Source organism: Streptococcus lishijunsis, assembly GCF_047290665.1.
Lineage (GTDB): Bacteria > Bacillota > Bacilli > Lactobacillales > Streptococcaceae > Streptococcus.
In genome coordinates this window covers 1-23,615 of record NZ_JBLBUC010000002.1, presented here as the reverse complement: position 1 = coordinate 23,615, position 23,615 = coordinate 1, and the positions used below count along the sequence as shown (strand labels likewise).

General features: G+C 39.4%; 23 protein-coding genes. 7 read left to right on the top strand and 16 right to left on the bottom strand.

Annotated features, from left to right (window positions below):
• Positions 1 to 6: 6 nt before the first annotated feature.
• The 14 genes from adhE to ACLN19_RS01260 all read right to left on the bottom strand — a co-directional run bounded on the left by adhE (position 7) and on the right by ACLN19_RS01260 (position 17,213).
• Positions 7 to 2,676 (bottom strand): bifunctional acetaldehyde-CoA/alcohol dehydrogenase, encoded by a 2,670-nt coding sequence (adhE, locus tag ACLN19_RS01325; RefSeq protein WP_413382339.1) that lies wholly within the window; start codon positions 2,674 to 2,676, stop codon positions 7 to 9.
• A 165-nt stretch (positions 2,677 to 2,841) separates the two neighbouring features.
• Positions 2,842 to 3,939, bottom strand: coding sequence for a nucleotidyltransferase (locus ACLN19_RS01320; RefSeq protein ID WP_413382336.1), 1,098 nt, complete (start codon positions 3,937 to 3,939; stop codon positions 2,842 to 2,844).
• Position 3,940: 1 nt separating this feature from the next.
• Positions 3,941 to 4,675 carry a class I SAM-dependent DNA methyltransferase gene (locus ACLN19_RS01315; protein ID WP_413382333.1) on the bottom strand — a complete coding sequence of 245 codons (735 nt, stop codon included), beginning with the start codon at positions 4,673 to 4,675 and terminating at the stop codon, positions 3,941 to 3,943.
• A 50-nt stretch (positions 4,676 to 4,725) separates the two neighbouring features.
• Positions 4,726 to 5,082 carry a ribosome silencing factor gene (gene rsfS / locus ACLN19_RS01310; protein WP_413382843.1) on the bottom strand — a complete coding sequence of 119 codons (357 nt, stop codon included), beginning with the start codon at positions 5,080 to 5,082 and terminating at the stop codon, positions 4,726 to 4,728.
• Positions 5,082 to 5,696: a bis(5'-nucleosyl)-tetraphosphatase (symmetrical) YqeK gene (gene yqeK, locus ACLN19_RS01305; RefSeq protein WP_413382330.1), complete on the bottom strand. Its 615-nt coding sequence runs from the start codon at positions 5,694 to 5,696 to the stop codon at positions 5,082 to 5,084. Before yqeK ends, rsfS begins: the two co-directional genes overlap by 1 nt.
• A complete protein-coding gene (locus tag ACLN19_RS01300; RefSeq protein ID WP_413382327.1) occupies positions 5,693 to 6,325 on the bottom strand; it encodes a nicotinate-nucleotide adenylyltransferase in 633 nt (210 codons plus the stop codon). The genes yqeK and ACLN19_RS01300 overlap by 4 nt, the downstream gene beginning before the upstream one ends.
• Positions 6,326 to 6,349: 24 nt before the next feature.
• Entirely contained in the window at positions 6,350 to 6,661 is a 312-nt protein-coding gene (yhbY, locus tag ACLN19_RS01295; RefSeq protein WP_413382324.1) for a ribosome assembly RNA-binding protein YhbY, read from the bottom strand.
• Positions 6,662 to 6,787: 126 nt separating this feature from the next.
• Positions 6,788 to 7,909 carry a ribosome biogenesis GTPase YqeH gene (yqeH, locus tag ACLN19_RS01290; RefSeq protein ID WP_413382321.1) on the bottom strand — a complete coding sequence of 374 codons (1,122 nt, stop codon included), beginning with the start codon at positions 7,907 to 7,909 and terminating at the stop codon, positions 6,788 to 6,790.
• A gap of 2 nt (positions 7,910 to 7,911) precedes the next feature.
• On the bottom strand, positions 7,912 to 8,439 hold the full coding sequence (locus ACLN19_RS01285; protein ID WP_413382318.1) for a YqeG family HAD IIIA-type phosphatase: 528 nt from the start codon (positions 8,437 to 8,439) through the stop codon (positions 7,912 to 7,914).
• A 359-nt stretch (positions 8,440 to 8,798) separates the two neighbouring features.
• Complete coding sequence (locus ACLN19_RS01280; protein WP_413382315.1) at positions 8,799 to 10,784, bottom strand: M13 family metallopeptidase; 1,986 nt, start codon at positions 10,782 to 10,784, stop codon at positions 8,799 to 8,801.
• A gap of 625 nt (positions 10,785 to 11,409) precedes the next feature.
• Positions 11,410 to 13,239, bottom strand: a complete 1,830-nt coding sequence (locus ACLN19_RS01275) for an ImmA/IrrE family metallo-endopeptidase (RefSeq protein WP_413382312.1) — start codon at positions 13,237 to 13,239, stop codon at positions 11,410 to 11,412.
• Between the two features lie 8 nt (positions 13,240 to 13,247).
• Positions 13,248 to 15,473, bottom strand: coding sequence for a DEAD/DEAH box helicase (locus ACLN19_RS01270; protein ID WP_413382309.1), 2,226 nt, complete (start codon positions 15,471 to 15,473; stop codon positions 13,248 to 13,250).
• Positions 15,470 to 17,089, bottom strand: coding sequence for a site-specific DNA-methyltransferase (locus tag ACLN19_RS01265; protein WP_413382306.1), 1,620 nt, complete (start codon positions 17,087 to 17,089; stop codon positions 15,470 to 15,472). The genes ACLN19_RS01270 and ACLN19_RS01265 overlap by 4 nt, the downstream gene beginning before the upstream one ends.
• Entirely contained in the window at positions 17,082 to 17,213 is a 132-nt protein-coding gene (locus ACLN19_RS01260; RefSeq protein WP_413382303.1) for a hypothetical protein, read from the bottom strand. Before ACLN19_RS01260 ends, ACLN19_RS01265 begins: the two co-directional genes overlap by 8 nt.
• A 449-nt stretch (positions 17,214 to 17,662) precedes the next feature.
• Between ACLN19_RS01260 and ACLN19_RS01255 the strand changes: the two genes are divergently transcribed.
• The 7 genes from ACLN19_RS01255 to ACLN19_RS01225 all read left to right on the top strand — a co-directional run bounded on the left by ACLN19_RS01255 (position 17,663) and on the right by ACLN19_RS01225 (position 22,439).
• Positions 17,663 to 18,112, top strand: coding sequence for an RNA polymerase sigma factor (locus ACLN19_RS01255; protein ID WP_413382301.1), 450 nt, complete (start codon positions 17,663 to 17,665; stop codon positions 18,110 to 18,112).
• A 173-nt stretch (positions 18,113 to 18,285) separates the two neighbouring features.
• Positions 18,286 to 18,606, top strand: a complete 321-nt coding sequence (locus tag ACLN19_RS01250; RefSeq protein WP_413382299.1) for a hypothetical protein — start codon at positions 18,286 to 18,288, stop codon at positions 18,604 to 18,606.
• Positions 18,606 to 19,706 carry a P-loop NTPase family protein gene (locus ACLN19_RS01245; RefSeq protein WP_413382296.1) on the top strand — a complete coding sequence of 367 codons (1,101 nt, stop codon included), beginning with the start codon at positions 18,606 to 18,608 and terminating at the stop codon, positions 19,704 to 19,706. The genes ACLN19_RS01250 and ACLN19_RS01245 overlap by 1 nt, the downstream gene beginning before the upstream one ends.
• Positions 19,703 to 20,308: a hypothetical protein gene (locus tag ACLN19_RS01240; RefSeq protein ID WP_413382293.1), complete on the top strand. Its 606-nt coding sequence runs from the start codon at positions 19,703 to 19,705 to the stop codon at positions 20,306 to 20,308. Before ACLN19_RS01245 ends, ACLN19_RS01240 begins: the two co-directional genes overlap by 4 nt.
• A 204-nt stretch (positions 20,309 to 20,512) precedes the next feature.
• Positions 20,513 to 21,127 carry a replication protein gene (locus tag ACLN19_RS01235; protein WP_303976463.1) on the top strand — a complete coding sequence of 205 codons (615 nt, stop codon included), beginning with the start codon at positions 20,513 to 20,515 and terminating at the stop codon, positions 21,125 to 21,127.
• The gene (locus ACLN19_RS01230; RefSeq protein WP_303976460.1) at positions 21,120 to 21,299 is read left to right on the top strand and encodes a MerR family transcriptional regulator; all 180 of its coding nucleotides are present in this window, start codon (positions 21,120 to 21,122) and stop codon (positions 21,297 to 21,299) included. The genes ACLN19_RS01235 and ACLN19_RS01230 overlap by 8 nt, the downstream gene beginning before the upstream one ends.
• A gap of 90 nt (positions 21,300 to 21,389) precedes the next feature.
• Positions 21,390 to 22,439 carry a site-specific integrase gene (locus tag ACLN19_RS01225; RefSeq protein ID WP_413382289.1) on the top strand — a complete coding sequence of 350 codons (1,050 nt, stop codon included), beginning with the start codon at positions 21,390 to 21,392 and terminating at the stop codon, positions 22,437 to 22,439.
• A gap of 56 nt (positions 22,440 to 22,495) precedes the next feature.
• Here the strand turns inward: ACLN19_RS01225 and rpsI are convergent, their stop codons facing one another.
• Together rpsI and rplM are read right to left on the bottom strand one after the other, a co-directional pair.
• On the bottom strand, positions 22,496 to 22,888 hold the full coding sequence (rpsI, locus tag ACLN19_RS01220; protein WP_259139318.1) for a 30S ribosomal protein S9: 393 nt from the start codon (positions 22,886 to 22,888) through the stop codon (positions 22,496 to 22,498).
• A 22-nt stretch (positions 22,889 to 22,910) separates the two neighbouring features.
• Positions 22,911 to 23,357 carry a 50S ribosomal protein L13 gene (gene rplM, locus ACLN19_RS01215; protein ID WP_413382285.1) on the bottom strand — a complete coding sequence of 149 codons (447 nt, stop codon included), beginning with the start codon at positions 23,355 to 23,357 and terminating at the stop codon, positions 22,911 to 22,913.
• Positions 23,358 to 23,615 lie beyond the last annotated feature (258 nt).

Below are 23,615 nucleotides of genomic sequence, written 5' to 3'. Positions count from 1 at the left end.
AGCTACTTAAAACATGTCAATAAGCAGTTGTTTTAACTCTTTAATATATGGCTGACGTGGGTTAGCTGGTGTACATTGGTCATCATAAGCAAGTAGCGCCAACTCATCAACTGACTTGTCAAAGGCTTCCTTGCTAACACCATTGGCAGATAAGCTAGGTGTCACATCAATAGCCTTCATCAAGTTATCAATACGTTCACAAAGTGCCTCTACCAAAGCCTCATCTGTCTGCCCTTTAAGCCCTAAAGCACGCGCAATGTCTGCATAGTCTTTTTGAGCACGATAGACTTCATAGCGTGGATAAACACTACGTTTCACATTGCCAGACACACCGTTATAACGGATAACATGTTGCATCGCAATAGCAATAGCTAAACCATGTGGCAAACCAAACTCACCACCTGTCTTATGCGCTAGCGAATGATTGATTCCTAAGAAGGCATTAGAGAATGCCATACCAGCAAGAGTCGCCGCATAGTGCATATTTTCACGCGCCAAATCACCTTCTAATGTTGGGTGTTGTGGGTCGTAATGATAAGACGTCTCTAAGTTTTCCATCACTAGCTTAATCGCCTCAAGTGACCATGGACGAGTAAAGTCTGATGCAGCAACAGACACATAAGACTCTAAAGCATGAGACAGCGTATCAAGCCCTGACAAGGCACAAGTGCGTTTTGGTACTGTCATAACAAACTCAGGGTCAACAATAGCTACTTGCGGTGTCAATTCATAGTCTGTGAGAGGGTATTTGACATGCGTATGGTCATCTGTAATGACGGCATAAGGCGTCACTTCTGAGCCTGTACCAGAGGTCGTTGGAATACAGAAAAGTCGTGTCTCAACCTGATGCTTAAAGGTCACAATCCGTTTTCTGATGTCGATAAATTTTTGTTGCAGACGTGTAAAGAGCTCACTCACTGCCTCATAGCTATTGAGATAACCTTCTTCTTGGTCAAGAGAGTACTCATAGATATAGCGTGCTACCTTAGCCGCATCCATAGCCGAACCACCACCAACGGCAATAATCGTATCTGGCTTAAAGCTTGCCATTTGTTTAGCAATCTCAATGGTTTGACCTAATGTCGGATCTGGCTCAACGGTGCTATAAATAGCGGTTGTCACCTTATCCTCACGCAAAGCAAGCTGAGCAAGAACTGTATCTACAAAGCCAAATTGGACCATACCTGGATCGGCTACAATCAACGCACGGCTCATAGGCTCACACTCATCTTGTAAATAAGAAATGGCATTTTTTTCGTAGTAAATTTTTTCTGGAAGACGTACCCATTGAGGACGATTACGACGTTTTGCAACCGTTTTGATATTCAATAGGTCACCAGTAGATAAATTATGTGACAATGAATTTTTCCCCCATGATCCTGTACCTAGTGTCAGACTGGCTTTAAGTGCATCTGTATAAATATCACCAATACCACCGATAGAGTCAGGCTGGTTGACAAGGATACGAGATGCTTTAATGTGATCGCCAAATTCTGCTACAAAAGGATCTGCTTGAGAACCGATTTGGATAGCGGCATTGTGTCCAGCACCTTGATAATCTAAAAGAGCAGAGACAATAGCAATACCGTCTTTGCGGTCTTTAGCCTTATAGACAGATAAGAGCGGTGAGAGTTTTTCGGCGGAGAGTTTTTCTCCGATATTCTTAGCGTCAAGCTCAAATAAAAGGACATCTTTACCTTCTGGCAAGCTCACACCTGCCTCTTGACAAATCCAAGCTGCACTTCGACCAGCAACAGGGCCATTGACACCATTGTGATCATTAAAGACAAAATCCTCAATCTTCTTGTAATCTTTTTTAGGAACGAGATAAGCTCCTTTTTCTTGCATTTTAAGAAGCCACTCTTTGTAAATAGGCGCCTCAACAACGGCTGAATTTTCCGTAGCACAAATCATCCCATTGTCAAATCGCTTAGACATCAAGAGATCTTCTACCGCACGATCAAGGTGGGCTGTATGATCCACATAAACAGCACCATTACCAGCACCTACCCCCATAGAAGGATTACCTGATTTCAAGGCTGCATTAACCATACCTGGTCCACCTGTCGCAAGAATAGAGGCGATTTTTTTATTTTGGATAAGGGCCGATGTATTGGCAATAGAAGGGGTCTCAATCCACTGAATAATATGCTTAGGAGCCCCCGCTGCGAGCGCTGCATCGTAGAGGATTTGAGCAGCATGAGCCGAACAATGATGCGCTTGTGGGTGAAAGGCAAAAACGATAGCATTGCGTGCCTTAAGTGCCACCAAAATCTTAAACATCGTCGTTGAGGTAGGATTAGTTGTAGGTACAATCCCAGCTAGAACACCTAAAGGCGCTGCAATTTGAATTTGCCCTGTAATCTTATCCTCACCGATAATACCGACTGTCTTTTCATCTTTAATCGAATGGTAGATATTTTCAGTTGCAAAACGGTTCTTCGTGTCCTTATCTTCAACAACACCACGCTTTGTTTCATCAACCGCTTCTTGTGCTAACATCAAGGAAGCTTCTGAACCTGCTAAAGCCATAGCGGCTACGATTTTGTCAACTTGCTCTTGCGAATACGTCGCAAATAAAGCTTCCGCTTCTAAAGCTTTGTCAACCAAGCTATCTGTATAGATATTGGCTTGTTCTTCAACGGTTAATTCCTTCGTTTCTGCTTTTTTGACCATGTATAGTCCTCCTAGTCATCTGTCAGTGGTAGAGAAGAAACTTATCTTGTGATTTTCTTCACTTATGATTGTACAATAATTCACAAATAATTGCAACCGTTTACTGTTTTTTGTTTATAATAAAAATCTTAGAAAAAAGCCCTTTCTCTACAAAAGGGCTTTACATTATGGACAGCGTCTAACAATCTGTCCATAATTTTGTTCTCTTATCGCTTCATCTCCTAGCTGATAGACCTTATCTGCTTTTTGGGTGAGACTATCCCAAGGTGTCTTTCCGATACGGGTCACCAACTCAACCTTATCTCTTAGCGTTTTGAGATGGGACTGGCCTTTGGCTGAAAAGCCTAGGACATGAATAGCTTTTGGAAGTGGCCTTTCTGTTGCATTGACTAAGATATAAGTCAAGATACGTCTAATGCGAGCTTTGGTATAGCGTTTTGTCGCTGTCTTAGCCACCAATTCTTCAACCGTATGACTACTTTTTATCGCCAACTTAAGCCTATTAGACAACTCGCTATTGACTTGATAAATCTCTGTCAAGTCTTGATGCGTCATAATCTGATAACGTAGAAGCGGAAAGTACAGGGACCAATCAACTAAAATAGCCTCCTCTAAAAGCTCCGCATTAGGCATAAAGCGTCGCAGAAAAGCCTTATCAGCCGCATGATGCCTAAGGCTTGTCGCCGAAGCATAAGCTACGTCTTTCTCAGTCGAGTGAAAACCTGCCCCCTGCCTTTTGATAGGAGAGAGACTAATGCCATATCCTCTAGCTACCTTAGCATAAGCAAGTGCCAAAATATGATTAGGTGTCTCCCCTGAAAAAGGAATATTTGTAAAGTGTTGCCACATCATCTGTGTCTTTTGTGGATAGGATAGACTATCTGGCAAGCCCTTGATAAAAGCTGTCATCTCCGCTTTTTGAGACTGATACACATCACCCAAAGCATTATAATCTCTTAGCTCCTCGCTACCAAAACACAACTGCGTCACGCCTAGCTTGGCTAAAATATCAATGGCTCCTTTAGCAAAATAATCTGCCGCTTGAACGGACACTAAAAAAGGAAGCTCCACCACAATATCAGCACCACAAGTTAGAGCCATCTGCGTCCTCGTCCACTTATCAACAAAAGCTGGCTCTCCTCTTTGGACAAAGTTTCCCGACATGGCAATCACCTTTAGTCCACTAGCCTGCTCTAAAAGGTACTTATGGCCATTGTGAAAAGGGTTAAACTCTGCTACAATTCCTGTCACATGATTCATCATCTTATTTCTTAGCTACAAAAAACCAACGCCTAGAGTCCTCTTTAGGAGCTTCATCGGTAAAGTCTGCATAGACTTCGACATGCCTAAAGCCTGCCTGCTCTAGTAAAACATCATAGGTCAACAGCTCATACGTCCGCTCTTCATGTATCTCATCATGACGGCTAAAGCGTCCGTCTTCTTCCTTTAAGAAAAAAGTCAACTCATGTACAACCGAATGAGGCGCTTCATCTTGATAACTATCCCACACCATAGCAAAATCTTCGGCATTTTCATGGTAAGCATAGCCAGGAAAGACCTCGTCAGTCTGATACGTCGAATGCACATCAAAAATAAAGACACCATCTTCTTTTAAGACACTATACACCTGACTAAAGACATCACCAACAGCTACCTCATCTTCCATATAGCACAACGAATCAGAATAACACGTCACAAGCTCATACTCACCTATATCGGCTAAGTGGAGCATATTTCCTTCGACAAAAGAGATAGGTTGCCCAGCTTTTTGGGCACGCGCCTTAGCAATAGCTAACATATCAGCACTAAGATCTAAACCAGTCACGTCATAACCTGCTTGAGCAAAGCGAACTGACTGAATCCCTGTCCCACAAGCCAACTCTAAGAGTCTCTTCTTTCCTTTTGGAAAATGCCTGAGGCTAAAAGCTGTCCATTCATCATAAAGGGCATGATCCATAATCGCATCATACACTGCTGCAAAACTAGCATAATTTGTCATTTGTTACACGCTTTCTGTAAAAAAGAGCCTTAAAAAAGGCTACTTGTCAATTATTTGGCAAGAAAAGTCTCGACATCAAGCATAGGCGCTTCGTGCCACAATTTCTCAAGATTGTAGTGCTCGCGCTCATCTTGTGAAAAGATATGAACGACTACACTATTCAAATCCAGAAGGACCCAGCCTGTCTTACTGTCGCCTTCATGATGAGTGCTATCCTCGCCCATTTCCTTGACTTTTTCTCTGATGTTGTCAGCGATAGCTTCTAGCTGACGGCTGTTGGTCGCTGCCATAATCACAAAATAATCCGTCACACTAGTCAAGCTAGCCACATCCAAAATAACAATATCCTCAGCACGCTTTTCATCAGCGGCTTTGATTACACCTGTTAATAATTCTTGTTCTGTCATCATTTATCCTTCTTTTTCTGCCCGTCTTCTCTGAGATAGGCGATATAGTGATTGTAAGTCTCTAAGGTCTTGGGGTAAATGGGCTGCGCTTGACTTGCTAAATAAGCTACTGTCCTAGCGGTCTCGTAAGCCACAGCTTGATTTAGCGAGCACTCAGCCAAGTGTCTTGCCTCATCAACACCAGGAAAATCTCGTCCTTCTTCAATATAGTCAGCCACATAGACAATCTTATCTAGTACACTCATCTGACTAGAGCCTACAGTATGGCAAGCTATGGCATCTAATATCTCAGTATCTGTGAGCCCCAGCTCTTCTTCGATGTAATAGCGTCCAACAAGACCATGCCAGATATTGTTGCCCCACGATTTGAGCCCGTCATCAAGCTCATATCTATCAATCAATGACAAAAAAGCTTCATCTGACAATTCCTTGGCATAATCATGTAGCAAGCCCGCAAGACCCGCCTTGACCTCGTCATAACCATAGCGCTTGGCTAAAGCTATAGCAGCTTTTTCAACACCTAATACATGCTTAAAACGCTTATCTGACATGACGCCAGCTATCTTAGCCAACAAGTCTTGCCGAGATAGTCCGACATAAGCTTCATAAGTCATCGGTAAAGACCTTCCTTCTCAATGTAATCAAGCACTGGCTTAGGCAACAAAAAATTGGGCTTGTGATTTTTCTTGATTTGCTTACGAATCAAGCTAGATGAGATGTCCATCAAAGGCACATCTACCCAAATCACAGGATAAGACGTTCCAGCCTTGTATTTAGGACGTTGCACACCGACAAACTGCACCATCTTTATCAACTCATCAATACGATGCCACTTAGGGAGATAATCCACCATGTCTGCTCCAATGATAAAATAATAATCCACATCGGGATGCTTTTCACACAAAAGCTTCATCGTATCATAAGTATAGCTAATCCCTTTTCGCTCAAGCTCAATAGTCTCAATACCCAAGCTATCCATTCCTTCAATCGCCAATTCTAACATCTTAAGACGATGCTTTTCATCAATAGTTGTCTTCTTATCCACATGAGGTGGTTGATACTCTGGCATGAGAAGTACTTCATCAAGCCCTAGTTGCTGGCGAACCTGATCCGCAATAGCGAGATGAGCGTTGTGAACAGGGTTAAAATTACCACCCAAAAGCCCAACTTGACGACGATTGCTGATCACTTTCTCTTCTTCTAGCTCTACCTTAGTAAAAGGGGTCAATAAGTCTATTGCCATGCTTTCCTCCTCAAAAAACTACCCTTAGATAGCCTTGACTTTGACTGATAATTTACGATTGTCCTTGCGTGCAGATTGCTTGTACAAAATGAGAATACGACCAATTTTTAGGACCGTATCACAACCGATTTCTTCCTCTAAAATCGCAGCAACATCATGAATGTCTTCATCCGTGTTTTGAAGCAGTTGCACTTTAATCAATTCACGAGCATCAAGCGCATGACGAACACTTGTTTTAATCTGATCATTGAGACCATTTTTTCCAATCTGTACAATAGGTTTTAAGCTGTGCGCTTCAGATTTCAAGAAGGCACGTTGTTTTGATGTTAAAGCCATAACTCCTCTTTCTATGCTTAATCTACTAAACCTCATTATATCATATAAGTAAACCTAAATTCAAATAGCAATCGCAAAACGCTCTATCACATAAAAATAACTTGGTCAACTAACCAAGTTATCTCATTAGATAATTGCCTTACGTAGCATGACACCCACACCTTCTGGCGCCCAGGCCGAAAGCACTACTGGGGAGTCCTTACTGCCCTTAACACGAATCCACCCAAGTCCAGAGTAAACCACGTCCATCTTGTCTTTGATGGTAAAGTCGTGTCTGACCAGACGAGGAAGACTATCTGCTGCCTTGGCACTAGGAGGTGTCAAAAGACCGCCTTTGTGCTTCTCATAAAAGCTTGATGCCCCTTCTAACTTGGTCCGATGAATGGCTAGATTATTATCCACATAAGCCGTAAAACCTTGCTTAGCCCCTTTGACAAAGTCAAAGCGCGCCAAACCTCCTAAAAATAGGGTCTGATCAGGATTTAGCTGATAAGTTTTAGGCTTGATCTCTTTTTTAGGGCTGACATACTTTAGGTCCTTGGCTGATAAATAGTGAGCCATCTGATGCCTATGGATAATCCCTGGTGTATCAAAAATATAATGACCATCCTCCAGTGGGATTTCAATCTTATCAAGAGTTGTCCCTGGAAAGCGTGATGTGGTAATCACATCTTGATTGCCAGTCAACTCACGAATAATGGCGTTGATTAAAGTTGACTTGCCGACATTAGTCACTCCAACGACATAGACATCACGCCCTTTTCGCAATCGCTCAATCAGCTCAATCAGCTCTTTAATGGCCTGATGATTTTGAGCACTTGTCAAGACCACATCTAAAGGACGCAGACCTTCTTCGTGTGCACGCTCAGTTAGCCACTGTGTTAGTTTGCTCTCCTTTAGCGATTTGGGTAGGATATCTTTTTTATTTCCCACCAAAAGTAAGTCATTGCCTGAGGTAAAGCGACTAAGCCCTGGAATGATAGAACCATTAAAATCAAAAATATCAATGACATTGATCACTAAAGCATCGCTATCGCCAACCTCATGTAAAAGCTTTAAAAACTCATCGTCGCTTATAGAGACATCCGTAATGTCATTATAATGGCGCAATCTAAAGCAACGCTGACAGTAAAGCTCACCTGTCTCAAGACCTTTTTCTAGAGCCCCTTGAGGTGTATAGCCTGCCTGTTCTTTATCTGTTGTTTGTATCTCGGCACCACAGCCGATACAATGTAGCTTTGTTTCCATGATTAAATTCCCTTTTGATAGGTCATAGGACCATACTTCGCCTCTAGTTTTTTCCAGACACGGCGCTCACGCCAACGGTTAAACTTGGTATTCCAAGCATCTGAAGTCACCAAGGGCTTGACTAAGACTGAACGGATACCCGCTCGATGACTAGCTCGAATATCTGTCATCAGTTGGTCACCCACCATGACCACCTCATCTGATGAAAAGTTATAGCGCTCCATCGCCATACGGATCCCTCGTGTGAACGGCTTCATCGCACGGCTGACATAATCCACGCCAAAGAGCGCTACCGCTCGCTCCACACGTACTTTTTTATTGTTTGAAACAACAACAACGGCTATATCTGCTGTCGTCATCTCATCAAGCCAAGCACGTACCTCTGCTGTTCCATCAGGATTATCCCACGCGATTAACGTATTGTCTAAATCAACCAAGACCGCATGAATACCGTGTTTTAATAAATCTTCTGCGCGTAAATCATATACTGCTTCGACCATAAAGGTCGGCCTATAATCATCTATACTCACTCGTCACTCCAAAAATTTAGTTTGGTGCTTATTGTATCACATTTTGACAAATAAAGCGACACTTACTGTCATCATTTCTCAAAAGAAAATCACCTTAATCTAACAACACGTCAAAAATCTGTCAACCACTAAACACGCTATCACTCTGTCAAGTTTTCTTTACAACATTGACAACCACATTGACACGAAGCTTCTTATCCAATATCAGAAAAAGACCCTCACTCTAGCTTTGTCAGCTTCTTGTTGCTCTATATTGTCAACGTTCTTGACACATGGCCAGCTAACCTTACCTTCTGCTGTCAAGTTTGTGTCATCATACATCGTATATCATAAAAAGCTCCTCACTAGAGGAGCTATCATTACCAGATACGAACACGCTTATCAGGTGCCAGATACATAGGATCGCTTTCTTTAATATCGTAAGTCTCATAGAAGAGATCCATATTTTTCACTTGCACATTGACACGTAAGGCATTTGGTGCATGCACGTCAACTACCAATAATTGTTGTGCTACTTGTGGAGTTGCTACTTGACGCCAGATAGTTGCCCAACTCTCAAAGAAAGGTTTAAAATCAGTATCCTTATCTTTAGCTTGTAGGACTTGGGCTGCCACAGAAAGCCCACCAGCATCTGCCGTATTTTCAGTAACAGTCAAGGCACCATTGACCTTGCCACCATCTATTTGAATGCCGTCAAATAGTGTCACCATAGCTTTGGTCTTTTCTTCAAAGCGCTCTTTATCCTCATCTGTCCACCAATCTCTGCGATTACCAGAAGCATCAAACTCAGAACCATTACTATCAAACGCATGGCTAATCTCATGCCCAATAACAGCCCCTATACCACCATAATTAGCTGCTAAGCTCTGCTTTTCATCATAAAAAGGAGCTTGTAAAATCGCCGCTGGTAAATAAATGGAGTTGCTAGCAGGATCATAATAAGCATTGACCTGATAAGATGGCATTGCCCAAAGTGTCTTATCCACAGGTTTCTTATAGTCGTCAAAAGAGCGTTTCAAGGCTTGCTCTGAGATATCCAAAAGATTAGCATAAAGAGTCTTTGTCTCATCAACTGTAATCGCAGCAGTGTAGTCACTAATCTGGCTTGGGCCACCGATATGATACTGCAACTTGTCTAACTTTGTAATAGCTTCTTGCTTGGTGTTATCAGTCAACCAGTCATTGTCAGTTAGGCGTCCTTTATAGGCATCAACGATACTAGCTACCATATCCGTAACCTGTGCCTTAGCATTGTCACTAAAGTAATGATCAACGTAATAGACACTCATCGTCTCACTAAATAAACTAGTAGCCAAATCATAGGCTGCATCTTCTTTAGAAGGTAACTCTTTTTGACCGTTGAGCGCTAAGGCATACTGACCTGCCGCCTGGCGCAATTCCTCAGTCAAATAAGGAGCTTGAGCGTAGAGTGTGTTGACACTCAACCATGCCTTATAATCGTCAAAATGTTTGTCATCAAGGATTTGAGACAAGGCTTCAAAATATTTAGGCCAAGACACATTTGCTGTTGCAACGTCTTGTCCAACCAAGTCAGATAAAACATCCCCCAAAGCAAATTCAGGAGCGTAAGCGTTGATTTCTTCTTTAGTTCTGAGGTTAATCACCTTTTTAATATCACTGACATCTTCTGAGCTCGGCAGATAAGGCACAAGGAGGGCATCAAAGGCGATTGCTTTTTCAACCATAGACTCAGCCTCTTTTTCCTTATAGCCATATAAAGCTAAGACATCCATGACACTGGACTTATAGAAATTTAGCAGTTGCTCTTTTTGTGTAGCATCTTCGTAATAACTTACATCAGGTAAGATAGTAGAAGGGGTTGCTAGCTCAAGTTGTTTTTCGTTGGTGTTATCAGGGTTATTACCAATAGTAAAACCAAATGGAAGATCATTGCCTGCTAAGATCCAATCCTTTGTCACTGTCGCTAGCTCTTTAAAAGAGCTGATTTTAGCAAGATCAGTCACATAAGCTTTGGCTTCTTTGACACCATCTTTATCACGTTGGTCAAAATTCATAGCTTGCTTGTAGAGCTTAAGCAACTCCTTTTGATCATCACTGGTCACATCACGCTTGCCAGCTGCCATATCTTTGATGTCTGTTTTCAGTTGCTTGTCAATCTCATCTTGTATCTCTCCAAAGACATTATAGACAGGGCTATCATCAGGAATCGTCGTCTTTTCCAACCACTTATGATTGATCGTTTGATAGTAGTCTGTCTCGACTGTCGTTTTGATAGACTGACTTTCTTTTGTCGTCCCACAAGCTACAACAAAAGCTAAAAGCGATACCATCAGGACAGACAGCCCCAACCATTTCTTTTTCATCATAATCTCCTTTATCATAGAACTAATATATTGATAATAATATTATAACACAAACATTAAAAATATGTAAGCGATTAACTTAACGCCAATCACATAAAAACATCCCATGCTCTATACCATAAGGTGGTGCTAAAAGTTGATATATAGCTGTTTCTTAACGTTTTGATGACTGGTGTATCGTAACCTTAAAAAATAATGGTGTGAATTTGGTGTGAAAAGTGCTGTGAATTTTGCTAAAAATCACTAAAAAAACACCCCATGGTGTGAACCATGAAGTGCTGATAAAAGCTGATATATAGCCGTTTCTTAACGTTTTGAGAATTCCTCTATTGAAAACTATAGCTACTCCATACTTCTAAATCCCTTTATATCAACGTTTCCGAAAATTAAACTTCCTTGAAAATGGACTAAAATCCATAAATTTGGATAAAATTGACACCAATTAACACCATAAAATAGACTAGTCACTTTATCAAATTTTATTACTCTAAACTATCGAAATAACAATACCATTTCAATTGAGCAATGGAATCCAAAAGGCAGGTGTTCACATCAACTACATCTCAAAAGTTGGAAAGAAAAATCTAATTTTTGAGTATCAGTATAATGCACCTGCCTTTCGTTATTACTGAGCGTATCTATTAGCTACCAGTATATTATAACCATGGTTATCTAATAGTTGATTACACATATCTACATCTAAACTTGCTGTTCCACATAGTATAAATTCATAGAGAGTATCTCTCTCATTCCCCGTTCTCAACATATTTCCTGATAGCTCAACTAATTTTTTTCCAACTATTGGCGGTAACTTCATTGCAACACAAATAGCAATTACACTTTCAAGTTTTGGTTGAGTCTTGTCATTCCTAAGGTTTGAAATGGCTTTTTCTCCAAGATAACTTTCTTCTGCTAATTCCTGATTTTTAATATCACGCCATTTCATCACCTCCACTAAAGCTGGTGCAAAACTACTCATTCCATTGAGCTTAGACATAATTTCGATAATATCACCTATATGTACATCAACTTGTTTAAGCCACTCATTCTTCTCATTTGGATAACTAATCGTGAATTGAACATCAGAATCAGCATCCCTATTTAGCAAAAAAGTAAGAGCAGTAGAGCGACCTATTTGGGTTTTAGAACAAATTTCAAATACAACACAGCATTCATCCATGTGATGCCGTGCATAAGGCGTTAGGAATGGTCTCCCTGAAAAATCATATGTAAGATACTTGGCATCATTAATACATAGGTGAGATTCTACATAGAGTAATTCACTTTTCTCAACTTGCTCTTTCAAGCTTGGCTGAGATAATAATTGAAGCCCTAGCTGAATCATATTTAATGAAAAAGTTTGATTATTCTCTAAATATCCTTGTTTCCATGTATGAGTTGGAACATAGGAACCATCTAAATAAATAAATGCACCTTTGGCCTCTTCAAAACCACATTCTACCAAACGAACTTTAGCAGATAGACGTGAAACTCCGAAAAACTGGGCTAATTCATCAATCCATTTTTCAAGAATATCAAGAATATCTTGGGTTTGACTCAACTCTAGTAACCGTTTCTGTCTACTACTTGCTTCCTGAATGAACATCTCTTTTGGCATCAATATTCTAGGAGCAATCGCTTCAGCATGCCATTCCATCCAATCAATCATATCAGAAGCATTTTCATTTTTAATGACATTGGTTATAGAAAGAACCGACAGTTTCTCCTCCTCAGTTCGTGCCAATTCTAAGGCATAGCGATGCAATTCCCAATGGACACACTCATGCAAAATTGTATTTCTCTCAACGCCCAAACTTCGTATCTGAGGAAGCTTTTCTTCAATGACCACTGTTCCTGCGGGCAGTCCCTTCTCAAGATTATCCTGAAAATAAATCTGCCCCAAAATTGAAGTGTCTTCAGTTATGGAATCATACCTTAACTGAAGCCCCATTTGTTGAACAATATATTCGGGTTCAACCCTTGTAGGTGTCAACAAAGTATTTGGGTCGTACTTCTTCAAGAATGCTTCTGCCACCTTATCCAAGTCATCTTTCCAGATTTTGGGAACGAGCTTATCAGAAAGAGGTTGTTCAAAGATATTGGATGTCCCTTTCTCATAAGCATCAACCTTAACTATCCTGAAATTTTTGATTCCTGCATCTGGTTTCCCAATCGCTGATACGCGAAGCCAACGATTCTTGTCGTTTATATTTTCATAATGATTGGTACGTTCAGTTATGACAGCATACACATCTGTCAAAATGTCTATATCAACCTCATCATCTCCACGGTATCCAGCGTAAACATACTTAAAGTCTATATCCGTCACTTCAACTTCATCATCACAATCATAAGTAATGCCTAGTTCTTCAAGGTGGTCAAGAAAGTAATCTTCACTAGCTTTATAAATTTCATTGTAGAATGTTTTCTCAATATATTTGGTAAAAGAAATCAAGTTTCCTCCTAAAATCCAAACAACTCATCAATTGGGTGATAATCGACCATATCGTCTTTCCACTCCCCTTCATTCAAATAGCGAAGAGTTCCCGAAATATCACGGACAAATGCCCCTTTAAAATTATATTTTTTTAGATAAGCTTTCAAAGCTTCATATTTCAATGGAGCATACTCGTCAATATTCTTATCTTCACCTGTGGCACTCTCTCCACCCTTAGTTTCTACAATATATACATCACCATTCTTCATCTTAACAATGTAGTCCGGATAAAAATGATGGGAAGAACTTGCCGTGTGATAGACAAGTGAAAAATACTGACTACCTTTATCACCATTCTTATAAATAAATTCAACAGCATCTTCATGAGATTCCATGTACTCTTCAAATAGACGCTCGGCCTCACTTCCTTTAAGAACGCTATTTGTATAACCTTCATAGATATTGGTTTTAGTAGCAATGTGTTCCAACTTCGGATTATAGGAATAGCGTTCTGTCATTGGGATATAGAAATCATTCTCTTGAGGTACTACAAGTCCCATACTTATGGTTGGCTGAATATCAACTCGTCTAAATACTTCTCTAAGAGCTTGCCAATTATTCAAGATAAAGGCTGTCCATTCACTAGCCTCTAATTTCAAAAGTTTTTGATTATTTGGTCGCTTATCATCCATAAAGAAGCGTTTCAAAAGAGCTTCTACCTGACTTACCTTCAAGTGCGTAACTCGGTCAAGTTCATGATAGGCATGAAGTAAATCAAGACGGTTGGCACGATAATCTGCTTTTACTAGCCTTTCTCTATCTTGAAGACGGTCGGAATGCTCTAATGTATCAAAGCGACCTTGCTTATAGGTGTTAATAATGGAACTTCCAAATTTAAGCCCTTGATTTTCTAGCGTTTGCTTATTAGATTCAACATTCTCTGTCAGATTCCATTCACGAATCAGACCCTGATAGAGATTTTCACGGATGGCTTTCTCACTTTGTCCCTCATGCAAATCAAGCACTCGTTCACTAATTAACTTGAAATCTTTTGCCACATCCTTACGATGTAAAAGGGGCGTTGGTGCTCCTATCCCTTTTTGAGCAAATGCACCATTCAGGAAATCCACATCAAAAGTATAGAGATAGGCGTTATCCAACACATCCACATCATAGTGACCTTTGAATGGTTCAGGCATACGACGAATACGTCCGATAGTTTGGATGGTAAAGGCTTCTCCCATGTTTTCACGAATTTTAATGAGAATCTTCGCTCGTGGGGCATCCCACCCAGTAGCAATCGCCTGTTTGATAATGAGGTATTGCACTTCATTGCCCAGTTCTTGGACATTGAGATAGTTTCGTTTTTGGTCAGCCAACCAAATACCAAGTGTTCCATCCTCATAGGTTTTATGTAGCTTTTCTTGGATATAGGTTTCAATCCGACTGACTAACTCAGGTTCTGAATCCGACTTATCAGGTAACTGAACCAACACCAATGGATTGACACCTGTTACACCACCATCAGCATAACTCTGAACAATCTCTTTACGTTTCTGTTCTGCACTTTGAAAGAGTAGTTCAAATTCCTCACCAATATCCTGACTTTCATCAAGATAATTTTCTAGACCCTCATTAACGACTACTGATTTGGTAATCAGCCCTGATGCAATAACTTCTTCTTCCGTCACCTCATAGAACTCTACCTTGTCAGGCATGTTGGGGTCTTCAATGGTAGCAGAAACCTTAACTGTTTTTGCAGCATTGAAGCGTGTAATAATATCTCTTGCCTTTTTAGTATCGTTACGGTGTGCTTCATCAATGACTAGAATGAAATGACGGCCTTCTTCAACAGCTTTGTCAATCTTGTCTTCAAGATTATCACGCTCACTATCAGAAAGCATTGCCTTTTTATTCTTTCCTACCACTGACTCGTAATTGATAAATGTAGCAGTATCTTTATCAAATCCTTGAAGCAAAGCATCTGACAATGATTGGGCCTTAAGAGATGAAAAGTGCCTAGCTTTATCTTGACTCTGTTCTTCAAGTTCTCCTGAACCAGGGGTAAACCATATAAAAGCTACATTATCATGCGTACTTGAAATATAGGTATTGACCCAATCAAGGAGAGTAATGGTTTTGCCTGAACCCGTTGGAGACTTAATAACCATTTCATCAACAGTATATTCAGGAGCAGTGAATTTCAAGAGTTTATCAACCAATTTTTGTTGGAAATTTTTTAATTCAATCATGACCAGATATCCTTTCCAAAGTAATAGTGTGGAATCTCCTGTTTTTTAATATTTTTCTCACGAAAAATACCTTCTTGTTTCGCATCAAAGAAAATTTCAGGATGGAAGAATAAGGTGGAATTTTCAACGAAATCTGACTCAGCCATCTCATCCAGCTGGTCTTCTGACAAGACAACCTGCACTTTGGGATTTGAAATATCAACTCCAAATTCCAACTCTACAAGAGGAGTTATATAGTTGAGTAACTCATATTCAAGAGTTACATCAGGAAATTCTTCCTTAACTACGAAATCAGTTTTGAAGTATTTGAGATTATGAGGAAGCTTCTCTTGAATATTAGATAGACGCTTGTAGGTCACCTCTTCACAAATGTTGTTTTCATTATTAGTACATAGGATATATTTGCGATTACCTCCATCTTCTTTATTTAGCTGGGCAACTGCGTGACCTGTTGTACCAGAGCCAGCGAAGAAGTCTAGTACAACTGCTTCCTTTCTACTAATTTGCAAACATCTTTCAATCAGTTTTGTTGGTTTAGGATTGTCGAATTTACCTTTCTCCCCTAATGCGTTATCCAGCTCTTTACTCCCTGTAGTATTTTCTGGCAAATCTGACCATAAGGTATCAATTCTTTTCCCCTCAGATGGACGTTCACTCCAATAATCTTTCACACGTAATGTTTTACCTGATGTAATGAGTCGATTATCATTTTCTAAGGCTTTAACCTTATCATATGTCATTCTCCAACCTTTAGCAGGACACTTCCAAATTTTTCCAGAATTGTCTACGTAATCGTATGAAGTCTCAGGACCTGGGTCTCTAGGTTTTTGTAAGCTAACACTTGCATATCTTCCTCTCCCATCTTTGTCATCCTTATTGTATGATTTCATTGTTGCTTCAGATAATGGTTTATAAGCAGGATTCAACGTAAAATCTCTAGTTTTTGAATAAAGAAGTACATACTCAGTATTAACTGTAAATTTATCTTTTTCAGTTTTACCGCTAGAGTTTCTCTTCCAAACAAAAGTATTTACAAAATTTTCTTCACCAAAAATAGAATCTATCAATAATTTAAGTTGAGAAAATTCATAATCATCAATTGAAACAAAAATCAAGCCATCTTTTTTTAGCAAATCATGTGCCAATCTTAACCGAGAAGACATAAATGATAACCATTTACTATGTCTAAATGAATCTAATTTATCTACAAATAAATCATTATATTTAAAATCTGTCTTCCCCCTATTATAAGGTGGGTCAATATAAATGACATCAATTTTTCCTGCGTGTGTCTTCTTCAAGAGGTGCAAACTATGCAGGTTATCCCCTTCAAGCAAGAAATTATAGTCCTCCGATTCAGGATTCCCCACAATTTTCTTGGTCTCGTCCTCAATGAAGACTGGAATCTTTGTTTTCATTTCCTCCTCGACCAATTCGGCATGTTCCTCCCAGACCAAACCATATTTCCTAGTATTGAGCAAGCGGATAAGATTTTCCAGCTTATCAACATCCTCATTTCGTCTATCTTCACGAGCCTGTTTCAGAAGTTCCTGTACATAGGTGATAGCTCCATCTTTCTCGTTCTTGCGAGGGCGTTCAATAAAATCTTTAGACATTAGAAAGCACCTCCTTTACAAAAAGAAGGTGCTTTTTTGCTTGCTGAAAAAAGGTATAAACTACCTCTTGATTGATTGATTGATTGATTGATTGATTGATTGATTGATTGATTGATTGTACCATCACAAAACTCCTTGTCAAGTATTTACCCCACTATTATATCATGAAATCATTTTCTCAAAAAAGGGGTTATAAAATCAAAAATTTTTTATAAAAAAATGACTTGAGAGGTCACTTTTTTAAGGACTATCTCAGTGATTCTTTGTCTCCAACTGCTAAAAGTCCCTATATTTCGGGATTTTTTAATTGACTTGGCAAGTCATGGTTTATGTACTTCAACTGCTATACCATGTATATACCAAGAGAAAATACTTGGTTAATATTTAACAGTCCTAAATAGTGCGCACTAAATGGACGGATTGAAACAGATATGTTGATACGACAACAACAGTCGTCTCTTGCATTGAATTGTTTCGCCGTTTATTTGGTGTGCCCTTTTTACACCCTTCGGCATTCAATTACTGCTCATCTTGTTTCTTTCTGTCCGAGGACAAGAAAGGAATAAAACCACTATGGGAAATAAAGTAATAGAACGCCGTGAGCGCAAAATAAGAGAAGCTGTAAATGCTCAAAATTGGAAAGAAGTAAGTCGTCTTCTCCAACAAGAAGAAAGCAACGCTGAACGTCGTGATCGATACCACCACAAAAGAAGTCTCGAAGAAAATACCTCTCGTAGAGACGGTAAGCGACGTGAACGCCACGAGGTAATCGCAAGTCCTGATTTAAATCCAGAAAAGGCTTTAGAAGCTAAAGAATTAAAACAAGATATTCAAAAAGCTAAAGAAGCCTTGACGATAATTGACTGCGAAATCGTTGAAATGGTAGCTGAACAAGGATGTAGCTATAAAGAAACCTCCCGCTATATCTCTGAACATTACAAAAAAATGAGTGATGTGACCGTCAAATCCCATTATCTAAAAGCTCTTAAAAAATTAGCTATTTCATTAGAAGACTATCGCTAATACCTAAATCCAGTGGTTTTTATCACTGGATTTTTTAAAACTTTGCGTTTTGGGTTCTATTTCTCCTTAGTAATAAGGAGGTGGTAAACAAACCAAGAACCAAGTCCAGCTCATGACCAAAACCGAGCCTATCGCTTTCACGTTATTTTATATAAACAAGGAGGAACTGCCCTATGGCATTCAAAATGAAATCCACTAAAGGTGGTTACACAACTATTCTGGCTGACAAAATCATTAGCCAAAAACAACCGATTTACTCACTTAGTACCGAACTTGAACCACAACAACGATTTGAGGATGGGAAACCAACAGGAGAAATCGTAGCTTACAAAGCATGGTTTGTACAGGAAGGACAAGATCCTTTCCAAGTAAAATTTGGAAATAAGATTGAGCTTCCAGCTTTTCAATCCATAATTCAATTTGACACCCTACAAGCCTGTGAAGTGAAGTATAATATTTACTTCAAAGCAGATAATATCAAGGAGGTTCGGTAATGACTTCACAATCTCGTGATGTGCTGAACCACTCTATCCTGCAACCTTATTTGCTCCAGAGCCTCAATATGGCTCTGGGAGCTTTAATGCAGGGAGAAACCAGCTATACGAACTCCTTTAATATTATTATCCAAGAAGATGGCTTTATATTTGTCCCTCGCCTGCCATGTGCTTATATCCTTGATGATGACTTGTACAAGAAAATCTTTCTGATTGCTAACGCATCATTATACCCACAGTACACGCTACTAAAACAAAATGCCACCTATTTTGTCCCATTAGAAACGGATGATTTACACATTCAACGTGGCTTATTCTTTCCTTGGAAAAAAGGAATTCCAGAACGACTGGTGATTCCGAATTTGGATAAGTTTTCAGCCAGCTTACCGCAAGGGAAAATTCCTATCATGAAAAACTTTGAACTCAACCTAGACAAGGTAAATCATATTGCTATTGCTGGAAATTCAGGTTCTGGGAAAAGCTATGCTTTAACGTACTTTTTGAGTGTCCTAAAGCACATGTCCGACTTGATAATCATTGACCCTAAATTTGATACCCCAAGTCGTTGGGCAAGAGAAAATCACATTTCAGTTATTCACCCTGTCGAAAATCGTTCGAAATCTGACTTTGTATCTCAAGTAAATGAACAATTAAGCCAGTGTTCAACCCTTATCCAAAAGAGACAGGCTATCTTATACAATAATCCCAATCATAAATTTACTCATCTAACTATTGTCATTGATGAAGTCCTTGCTCTATCAGAGGGAGTCAATAAGAACATCAAAGAAGCCTTTTTCTCCCTACTCTCACAAATTGCACTACTAGGACGCGCTACAAAAATCCACCTATTTTTAGTAAGTCAGCGTTTTGACCATAATACTATCCCCATATCAGTGAGGGAGCAGATTAACGTATTATTACAAGTTGGAAATATCAATCAGAAAACTACTCAATTTTTATTTCCAGACCTTGAGCCAGAGGGGATTGTTATTCCAACAGGACACGGAACAGGCATCATTCAAGCTATAGATAACGAACACCCCTACCAAGTTCTGCCCTTACTCTATCCAACCTACTACACTAAGCGAGGCATATTATGACCACTAAAACCCACTTCATGAAAAGTTTCAATTCCATATTCTACTTATTTCTTCTTACTCCTATCAATTCTATCTTTAGTTGGCTGCTCCATATTCTTTCTATTCAATTAAGCAACATCTCATTTGTCAAGCTAGATACAGTTAATACAATTATTGATACCATTATTTCCTTTTGTCACGGATTCACTATTGTTTCACTTCTCCTTGCCTCACTATTAGTTGGGATAGAGATGATACAACGATTGAAAACAGATAGTATGTGGAATTATTTTCTATCCACCTATCACACTTTTTTATTAAGATGCTTCCTCTTCCAGCGTGAACGAGTACAGAAAATAAGTAACCTTGAACATCAAACCGTTACCACAATTAACCCAATCCATAATGGATTTAACCGTGCTGTTCGTAAATGTATTGTGGATATACGAAAAGATGGTATCACTATCTTTCTAAAAGTTCCTAGAGATCAACAAGGGCAAAAAATCCTGAAAGACATGGAAGCACTACTGAAAGAAGAGATTGCCAGCCAACACGCAGACTATTATTTCTCTTCTCCTGTTAGAGTTCGTAACCAATTATGGTTCACTGGTCAAAAACGTTAATCCGGTGGGGGCTGTGGCTTGCGTTAAGCAAAAGCCACAGCCCCCCTTTTTATGTGAATATCAATCATGACCTACTGGGGTTACTACGACCCCCAGTAGGTCAATAATCAACAATCATAAAAAGTAGATTTTTTCAAAAAAACTTTGCATTTCCCCTATCATTTCTCCTCAGTAATATAAGCAAAAGAAATGAGGTAAATGCCTATGGCAAAAGAACAACGTTCAAACAAATGGTCATTTCTCATCTATGAGGAAAGCAAACCAGAGGACTACTTGAATATCTTAGAAGAACTCCATATTCCTTTTATTCTTAGTCCTTGGCATGATAAGGACATTGATAAACAAACAGGAGAGTTCAAAAAGTCGCACAAGCACGGTGCTTTCTTCTTTGATTCACTGAAAAGTTATTCTCAAGTGTCAAATATCGTCAACGATAAGTTAAACGGTCCAGAGCGTGTGGAAGTGGTTATGTCTCCTACTGGTTTATTTGACTACTTTACACACGCAGAAAATCCAGATAAGACCCCCTACAATATTGAGGATATTGAAGTCGGTTGTGGCTTTAATTTAGAAAAATTTTTGATGGATATGAATCCCTCAGATTTTATTCATGAAGTCGTTGATATTATCGAAGAAAAAGACTTTACCGAATTTGAAGAGTTAGTCTGGTATGCACGAGCAAACAACACCAATCTACTAGAACTCATTATCAAACGCACCTATTTCTTCGCCAAATATCTGGATTCTCGACGGTTTAATCCAAACCGTCATCAACAACAAAAAGAAGCGCATGAGATGGAGGGAGAAGATTATGAATGATACACCCCTACTACTTACACGGCAACAAGCATCTGATTTCCTCGGAATTGACCCTAAGTCATTTGATAAATACATCAGAAACCATCCAGATTTTCAGTGTTTTATGGTTGGTAAACATGAACGTTACCTGAAAACCTATTTAATCACATTCATTGAAAATCACTGCGTATAACTATCAATGATTGATAAAATCCGATTTTTCATATATCCTATATGTGACTAGTCTATTTTATCAATCATTTTTTATAGAAAGGCTGATAAAATGGCAACAATTACTAAACGTGGAAATTCTTTCCGTGCAACTGTATCACTCTACAAGAAAGGACAATACAAAAGAGAAACCAAGACTTTCTCTAACAAACAAGATGCTGAACTATGGGCTCTTGAAATGGAGCTAGAAAAAGGACGAGGGAAAGATATTGCTAAACGCTCTACCCTATTTACTGACTTTTATCGTAACTGGGTTAACTCTGTAAAACAGAATGAGGTTCGTGAAGCGACTTTTGTCAATTATAAGCGAACTCTTGTAATCGTAGATGAACTGTTTGAGGGAATGTGCCTAAAACACTTAGATGATTTAGTCATGCAAAAGAGGCTTGATAAATACGCTGAAACTCACTCCAAAAAGACAACCAAAGAACTTGTCTTAAAAATCAGAGGTTCACTCAAATATGCCTATGCCAAAGGATTGATTACAAATGACTTTGGCTCACTCTTAAAAGCGAGAGGACAAGAACAACCCAAGCGAAATGTTCCCTTATCTGTAACAGAGTTTAAGACACTCCGAACATATTGCCTTGACCACCAAAAAGATGATGAATTTAATATACTTGTTCTTCTTGCCCTAGAAACTGGTGCACGGCGTGGAGAACTACTTGGATTGAAGAAGGAAGATATTTTTGAGCATGGTATCAATATACGCAGGTCAATTAGCCCTATTAGTGATGATACTCAACTAAAAACAAAACACTCTAAACGAGATATTTCTATCAACCAAGATGTTTACTCTGCTCTAATCTCTTTAGCCAATAAAAAAGATGATTATATTTTCGATTGGAACGGATTTAGACAAGCAAACCAACTCCAGCGACTTTTGAAAAAATTAGGCTTGAGAAAAACAACCTTTCACGGCTTGCGTGACACTCACGCTTCTTTCCTCTTTTCAAAAGATATTAGCCTGGACTATATTTCTCGTAGGTTAGGACACAATTCAATCCTGACTACTCAAAACTATTATCTTGAACTGATGCCAGAAAAAAAGCACCAGCAAGATGCTGATGCTTTAAGTCTCTTAAACGATTTATCAACATAATTAACACCAACTGACACCAAAAAGGTGCCATAATCGTTGGTATAATAAGGTTTTGATTAACGTTTTGAGAACTGGCTAGCTTTACGAGCTTTCTTAAGACCTGGTTTTTTACGTTCAACCATACGTGCGTCACGTGTAAGGAGACCAGCGCGTTTGAGTGAATCGCGGAAATCTGGGTCAACTTGAAGAAGCGCACGTGCGATACCATGACGGATAGCGCCTGATTGACCTGCATAACCACCACCGATAACGTTGACAAATACATCGTATGAACCAACAGTTGATGTAACTGCAAATGGTTGGTTAATAACCAAACGAAGATCAGCGTGTGGGATGTACTCTTCTACATCTTTTTTGTTTACAGTGATTTTTCCTGTACCTGGTACCAAACGAACGCGTGCAACAGCGTTTTTACGACGACCAGTACCTGTGTATTGTGCTTGTGCCATTTACTAGATGCTCCTTTCTCTCTTAGATAAGTCCCTTGATGTCAAGTACTTCTGGTTGTTGCGCAGCATGTGTGTGCTCACCACCGACAAATACTTTCAATTTCATACCTTGTGCACGTCCAAGAGTGTTGTGTGGAAGCATGCCTTTTACTGATTTTTCAATCAAGCGAACAGCGTTTTTAGAACGCAACTCACCAGCAGAGATTTGCTTCAATCCACCTGGATACATTGAGTGAGTGTAGTAAATCTTATCAGTTGCTTTTTTACCAGTTAATTTAACTTTTTCAGCATTGATAACGATAACAAAGTCACCTGTATCAGTATGAGGTGTGAAAGTTGGTTTGTTTTTTCCGCGAAGTACGCTAGCAACTACTGCAGAAAGACGTCCAAGAGGTACATCAGTTGCGTCAACGACATACCATTTGCGCTCAACTTGACCTGGCTTAGCCATGAATGTTGTTTTGTTCATGATTTCTCCTATACGAATTCGTTTTTGTTTACAAGATGTGGATGTTCCTCTCCACGAGTTATTTGAAAGGTTCCGGGGCCTTACAAATGGGGTAAACAATACCGCTTATAATCATATCAAAAAAAGTAGTCGCTCGTCAAGTTATTTCTATTATTTTTTAGCGAAAATAGGTGATGATATCATAAATCTCTCAGCTTCATCAATGATATACTCCCCATATAGTAGACAGTGAAAAAACAAAAATTCACTAGACACTAT

Bases quoted from the DNA above. Each gene is read 5' to 3' on its own strand.
- ACLN19_RS01320 (WP_413382336.1), bottom strand. From the start codon at position 3,939: ATGATGAATCATGTGACAGGAATTGTAGCAGAGTTTAACCCTTTTCAC.
- adhE (WP_413382339.1), bottom strand. From the start codon at position 2,676: ATGGTCAAAAAAGCAGAAACGAAGGAATTAACCGTTGAAGAACAAGCC.
- yqeH (WP_413382321.1), bottom strand. From the start codon at position 7,909: ATGGAAACAAAGCTACATTGTATCGGCTGTGGTGCCGAGATACAAACA.
- ACLN19_RS01235 (WP_303976463.1), top strand. From the start codon at position 20,513: ATGGCAAAAGAACAACGTTCAAACAAATGGTCATTTCTCATCTATGAG.
- ACLN19_RS01300 (WP_413382327.1), bottom strand. From the start codon at position 6,325: ATGGCAATAGACTTATTGACCCCTTTTACTAAGGTAGAGCTAGAAGAA.
- rplM (WP_413382285.1), bottom strand. From the start codon at position 23,357: ATGAACAAAACAACATTCATGGCTAAGCCAGGTCAAGTTGAGCGCAAA.
- ACLN19_RS01245 (WP_413382296.1), top strand. From the start codon at position 18,606: ATGACTTCACAATCTCGTGATGTGCTGAACCACTCTATCCTGCAACCT.
- ACLN19_RS01250 (WP_413382299.1), top strand. From the start codon at position 18,286: ATGGCATTCAAAATGAAATCCACTAAAGGTGGTTACACAACTATTCTG.
- ACLN19_RS01270 (WP_413382309.1), bottom strand. From the start codon at position 15,473: ATGATTGAATTAAAAAATTTCCAACAAAAATTGGTTGATAAACTCTTG.
- ACLN19_RS01280 (WP_413382315.1), bottom strand. From the start codon at position 10,784: ATGAAAAAGAAATGGTTGGGGCTGTCTGTCCTGATGGTATCGCTTTTA.
- yhbY (WP_413382324.1), bottom strand. From the start codon at position 6,661: ATGGCTTTAACATCAAAACAACGTGCCTTCTTGAAATCTGAAGCGCAC.
- ACLN19_RS01255 (WP_413382301.1), top strand. From the start codon at position 17,663: ATGGGAAATAAAGTAATAGAACGCCGTGAGCGCAAAATAAGAGAAGCT.
- ACLN19_RS01265 (WP_413382306.1), bottom strand. From the start codon at position 17,089: ATGTCTAAAGATTTTATTGAACGCCCTCGCAAGAACGAGAAAGATGGA.
- rpsI (WP_259139318.1), bottom strand. From the start codon at position 22,888: ATGGCACAAGCACAATACACAGGTACTGGTCGTCGTAAAAACGCTGTT.
- ACLN19_RS01230 (WP_303976460.1), top strand. From the start codon at position 21,120: ATGAATGATACACCCCTACTACTTACACGGCAACAAGCATCTGATTTC.
- ACLN19_RS01260 (WP_413382303.1), bottom strand. From the start codon at position 17,213: ATGGTACAATCAATCAATCAATCAATCAATCAATCAATCAATCAATCA.
- ACLN19_RS01225 (WP_413382289.1), top strand. From the start codon at position 21,390: ATGGCAACAATTACTAAACGTGGAAATTCTTTCCGTGCAACTGTATCA.
- ACLN19_RS01240 (WP_413382293.1), top strand. From the start codon at position 19,703: ATGACCACTAAAACCCACTTCATGAAAAGTTTCAATTCCATATTCTAC.
- ACLN19_RS01315 (WP_413382333.1), bottom strand. From the start codon at position 4,675: ATGACAAATTATGCTAGTTTTGCAGCAGTGTATGATGCGATTATGGAT.
- rsfS (WP_413382843.1), bottom strand. From the start codon at position 5,082: ATGACAGAACAAGAATTATTAACAGGTGTAATCAAAGCCGCTGATGAA.
- yqeK (WP_413382330.1), bottom strand. From the start codon at position 5,696: ATGACTTATGAAGCTTATGTCGGACTATCTCGGCAAGACTTGTTGGCT.